At 60.0% G+C, this 4,805-nt stretch carries 4 protein-coding genes and 1 pseudogene; 1 reads left to right on the top strand and 4 read right to left on the bottom strand.

What is annotated here, in order from left to right; translation table 11 throughout:
- Positions 1 to 442 (top strand): annotated as a pseudogene (locus DBR30_RS08680) (FUSC family protein); the annotation flags it as partial.
- A 76-nt stretch (positions 443 to 518) separates the two neighbouring features.
- Here DBR30_RS08680 and DBR30_RS08675 read toward each other — a convergent pair.
- The 4 genes from DBR30_RS08675 to DBR30_RS08660 form a co-directional block, all read right to left on the bottom strand.
- A complete protein-coding gene (locus DBR30_RS08675; protein ID WP_108588300.1) occupies positions 519 to 1,892 on the bottom strand; it encodes an HD-GYP domain-containing protein in 1,374 nt (457 codons plus the stop codon).
- 87 nt (positions 1,893 to 1,979) lie between these two features.
- The gene (locus DBR30_RS08670) at positions 1,980 to 2,534 is read right to left on the bottom strand and encodes a DUF3332 domain-containing protein (RefSeq protein ID WP_047439970.1); all 555 of its coding nucleotides are present in this window, start codon (positions 2,532 to 2,534) and stop codon (positions 1,980 to 1,982) included.
- Positions 2,535 to 2,694: 160 nt separating this feature from the next.
- Positions 2,695 to 3,990: a methyl-accepting chemotaxis protein gene (locus tag DBR30_RS22760; protein WP_108541859.1), complete on the bottom strand. Its 1,296-nt coding sequence runs from the start codon at positions 3,988 to 3,990 to the stop codon at positions 2,695 to 2,697.
- 179 nt (positions 3,991 to 4,169) lie between these two features.
- Positions 4,170 to 4,652 (bottom strand): GNAT family N-acetyltransferase, encoded by a 483-nt coding sequence (locus DBR30_RS08660; protein ID WP_108541860.1) that lies wholly within the window; start codon positions 4,650 to 4,652, stop codon positions 4,170 to 4,172.
- Positions 4,653 to 4,805 lie beyond the last annotated feature (153 nt).

Raw genomic sequence — 4,805 nt, 5'->3', positions numbered from 1 at the left:
GCTGGCACAGACCGGCAAACTGCGGGCCCTGCTGGCCCCTGCGGCCAAGGAGACACGCCACAGCATCGCCCTGTTTGATGCGGTGCAGGTCACCATGCGCAACACCCTCTGCACTCTTGAGATGCTGGCCAACACCTACTGGAACGATCGGGAGAGCCACTTCCTGATGCAGAGCACGGCTGCGCTGCAAGCCTGCCATCTGGCCACCGAGGAGGCGATCAACCAGCTTGCCCTGATGATGCAAACCGGCGATGGTCGCGGCGCAGATGCCGCCATCGCCCGCCTGCACGAGGTGGCGACCCAGGTATTGTTGCCGCCCAACGCAGAGGCCGCCATCAATGGCTACCTCTGGCTCAACGTCCAGCTGACCGAGCAGCTCACCCACCTGCGCCGCCTGCTGGGACTGATCCTCACCCCGCCCCATCGCAAGCAGCCCGACTAGACCCAATGCAAAACGCCCCGCAGTTGCGGGGCGTTTTGCTGTCTGACTGACCGTTTGGGTCGTTGTTCAGTAACTCTTAACTGGCATTGGCCAGCGGCTGCTCGGTGGTGAGGTAGAGGGAGAAATCCTGAATACCCGCCTGCAGGGCGGCAAAACAGTCGGGGTCTATGGCTGTGCCCAGATTCTCCGCCATCATCTCCAACGCCTGCGGCACAGGGATGGCGCCGCGATAGGGGCGCTTGGCGGTGATGGCATCGAAGATGTCGGCTGTGGTGATGATGCGCGTCTCAAGGGTAATCTCGTCCCCCTTAAGTCCCTTGGGGTAGCCCTTGCCATCGAGCCGCTCATGGTGGGCGCCCGCCACTTGTGCCAGCTCCTCGAAGGCGCCGATGCGGCTCAGGATCTCCTCGGTGTAGGCGGCATGCATCTGCACCGCCGCCCACTCCTGCGCATCGAGTTTGCCCGGCTTGTCGAGAATGGCGTTGCTCACCCCGAGCTTGCCCACATCATGGAGCAGAGCGCCCCGCTTGAGCCAGCGTCGACGCGACTCGGACAACCCCATCTGGGTGGCAAGAATGTCGGTATAGAGCGCAACCCTGCCGCTGTGACCCGCGGTGTAGGGACTTTTGGAGTCCACCACCTGCCCGAAGGCCGCCGCGATTTCGTCCAGATAATCCTCATCCAGCGCCACCTCCCCCTGCCCAGCCGGGTGGACCAGGACCCACTCGGTCAGTCGGGGATCGGCCAGCCCTTGCCAGAACTCCTCGTCAGCCAGCGCTTCAAATTCGCGAACCAGCGCCGGATCAAACCAGCTGCCGCTGCGCTCGCGCAGCTCCTTGAGCGCCGCATCCGGACCTGCGGCCGCGTGAAACACATCCACCACCTGACAGAGCAGGGCAATGCGGGAGAAGAGCGGGATCGCCTCGCCAGCCAGTTGCAGGGGCCGACCTTTGCCATTCCAGTGTTCATCAAGGGAGAGAATGCCATCGGCTACATCATCACTGAAACGGAGCTGACGAGCGATATCCGCCCCCCGATGACAGCGGGTCTGGATCAGTTCGTTGGCAATCTGGTCACCGTTGCGAAAGATATGAAACAGACTGCGAAAACGTCCCAGCAGATCCGCCTGCAAGCCGGTGTGGCCCAGCACAAAGTTGACTACCTCGGAGAGGGAGCCATCCACCAGTTTGAAATCGCGTTTGAAGTGCAGATCGTCGGTGAGATAGAGCTCGCAGATGCGGGCGGCATTGCTGCTACACCCAAGATCCTTAAGCAGGAGCGTGTAGTAGAGGTCATGGCGCAGCCGGGCATCCAGTCCCAACCGCTCCCCCAGACGGGAACCTATCCAGCAGCAGCGAATGCAGTGTCCTCTTGGTTGCCCCTCGGTCATATCGAGCGCATGACTGAGGGAACCAATCAACTCCGCCAATCGCAATCCATTCACCGTCATAGTCTACTCCCTTAGACATCATGGCGATTTTGCCAGCAGATTAGGTATACCCCATCTGAAGCTGGATCGATCTGGATTCAGTTGAATTTAGGCAGCAGCCTTCCCCTGATTCGCCCGCTCTTCCAGCTCTGCGCGGCTCAGGGTAGAGACAAAGCGGCCATCGAAGTAGATATCCATCAGCTCGCCACGCTTCTCGCCACGCATCATGCTGCGGCGGCCATCCAGATAGTGCACCTCCATCTGGGCGGTATGCTCGTCCGGGTAGCTGATCTCCACCTCGCGCACCCCTTGCGGCAGCATGGCCAGCGGCACCGTCTTGAGGGCCGGATCCAGATGCTGGTTCACCTTGATCACCGGATTGGCTTTCATGTCCACCACAGCCGGAGATTTGCCGGTGATGGGGTTCTTGCCAGACCAGAACTCGATGGTATTGAACACAAACAGGTCAGCGGTCGCGGCCAGACCGTAGACAGGGGAGAGCAGCATAAAGACCCCGGCACGAGCGTAGCGGTTATCCACCACGCTCAGGTTGCCCTTGGTGACCATGCCGGAAAGCCCCATCTGCCCCATACAGCCGCCCAAACCCATGCTCGCGACCATAACCAGCAGGGCCATTGCCCGCCCCTTCTGTTGTAATGCCATCGTGTTCTGTTCCTGCTCTGAAATAAATGAGGCGGCAAGCCTAATCAAGAGGTCAAACCAGAACAATTCACAATGGCGGGACGATACAGGAGGGGTTCAGATTGGGGCATTGACTGCTCAAATATGAGTCAATGCCCCGGTATGACTGGAAGTCAGGGGGTCAGATGGCCAGATCAGAGACGGTACTGGAGACGTTGTTCGCCTCCCGGCGGATGTCGCTCATCACCTCATTCACCTCGCCCACCTGCTGCTTGCCCAGCTCGGCGCTGCTGGCGACGTCGGACATCTCGGAGGTGACCTTGGCGGTCAGCTCCCGGTTGTTCTGTACCACCTTGGCAATCTCGTCGGTAGAGAGAGACGTGCGGGCCGCCAGCTGGCGAACCTCGTCAGCCACCACCGCAAAACCACGCCCCTGCTCCCCCGCCCGCGCCGCCTCAATGGCAGCGTTAAGGGCCAGCAGATTGGTCTGATCGGCGATGCTGCTGATGGTGGAGACGATCGCCTCGATGCTGCGCGACTGCTCGTTGAGCTGGTTGATAAGGCCGATGCTGTGAGTCAACTGGCTGGCAATCAGGCTGGAGGTATCGACCACCGAGGAGAGCAGACCCGCGCCGCGCTCGGCGCAGTTCAGGGTCTCCCGGGCCGCATCGTGGGCCAGCATGGCCGCTTCCCGCACCGCATCGCTCTTGTTGATCCGCTCTGTGATGTCGCTGGCGAACTTGATCACCTTCACCACCTTGCGATGCTCATCAAGGATCGGGTTGTAGGTCGCCTCCAGCCACACCTTGCTACCGTGATTGTTCTGACGACAGAAGAGACCGGACTTGAACTGACCACGGCCCAGCTCATCCCAGAAGTGGGGCTGGTCACGATAGAACTGATCATCGCAGAAGATACGGTGATGCTGGCCCAGCACCTGCGCCAGGGTATAGCCCATGGTATGGAGGAAATTGCCGTTGGCAGCAATCACCTCCCCGCCGGGGGTGAACTCGATGACCGCCAGCGACCGATCCAGCGCCGCCACCACCGCCTGCTGGCTCAGCAGTTGCAGGTGGTGCTCGGTAATATCGGCCGCGATCTTGATCACCTTGGTCACCACGCCCCGCAACTTGACCGGAAAATAGGTCGCCTCCAGCCAGATCGCCTCGCCCCGTTTGTTGAAGCGCTGGAACACCCCGGTACGGGAGCGCCCCTGCTTCAGGTCCGCCCAAAACTGCTGATAGTCGCTGCTCTGGGCATAGAGCTTGTCGCAGAAGATACGGTGATGCTGGCCGATGACCTCGGGCGCACTGAAGCCCACCACGTTGAGAAAGAGATCATTGGCGGCCAGCACAGTGCCATCCGGCGTAAAGGTGATGGTCGCCACGCTGCCGTGCACTGCGTCGAAAAATCCCTGCTGTTCCAGAAGTTGATCCTGGCACTGCTGCAACTCGGCTTTCAGTTTGCTATTGAACATCGAAACGTATCCTCCAGACTGGCACCCACCATGGCCAAACCACGCAGTGGATCAATAAGATAATGGTGGCGTGCTCCATCAGCATAGTTGGCGGCGTTGCCGCGATCCCATCTGACGCCATATTTATTGCTGTAAATCAAATTCACCAACCAAGCGCCACTCATGCAGAGCTGCAACCCTTATTCCACCGCCGGTTGCCACTCCAGATAGGCCGGATTGGCGACAAAACCGATCCGCTCATAAAGAGGACGCCCCTGCTCGCTGGCATGGAGCCACACCTTGCCCAGCTGACGCGATCTGGCAAAGGCCGTTATGGCATCGAGCAGCGCCGTGGCGATCCCCTGCTGGCGCCATTGTGGCCGCGTATACATGTTGAGCAGATACCCCTCCATCCCCGCCAGATTGCCGGGATAGGGTGGCCGTTCAAACAATGCCAGCGTCCCTGCTGCCACGATCTGTTTGCAGCCCTCCTGCGTATCGGCCTCAGCCAGCCAGGATAAAGCACTCTCTTCACTCATCGCTCGGGTGAAATAGTCAAGGGTGGCCTGCCACAAGGCCGGGTCTGCCTGCGGCGTCACCAGCTCACCGACCTCACAAAACAGCTCCATGCGCAGCGCCACCATTGCGGGAATATCTGCGGCCCTTGCCTGACGAATGATCATTGGCTGCTCCTTTTCTCTCATGGGAAATTTCGCCGGCCGTCATTATGACAAAGAGCGCCTTGTGGCGCTCTTTGTCATTGGGAAAATCACTGATAAATCAATGGTTGCGACGTGTCAGCCAATAATCCAGGCTCAGCACACCGCCGCCCCAGA

This window comes from Aeromonas sp. HMWF017, from assembly GCF_003061465.1.
GTDB classification, from domain to species: Bacteria; Pseudomonadota; Gammaproteobacteria; order Enterobacterales; family Aeromonadaceae; genus Aeromonas; species Aeromonas veronii.
This window is presented reverse-complemented; position numbering and strand designations above follow the sequence as displayed.

Bases quoted from the DNA above. Each gene is read 5' to 3' on its own strand.
- DBR30_RS08675 (WP_108588300.1), bottom strand. From the start codon at position 1,892: ATGACGGTGAATGGATTGCGATTGGCGGAGTTGATTGGTTCCCTCAGT.
- DBR30_RS08670 (WP_047439970.1), bottom strand. From the start codon at position 2,534: ATGGCATTACAACAGAAGGGGCGGGCAATGGCCCTGCTGGTTATGGTC.
- DBR30_RS22760 (WP_108541859.1), bottom strand. From the start codon at position 3,990: ATGTTCAATAGCAAACTGAAAGCCGAGTTGCAGCAGTGCCAGGATCAA.
- DBR30_RS08660 (WP_108541860.1), bottom strand. From the start codon at position 4,652: ATGATCATTCGTCAGGCAAGGGCCGCAGATATTCCCGCAATGGTGGCG.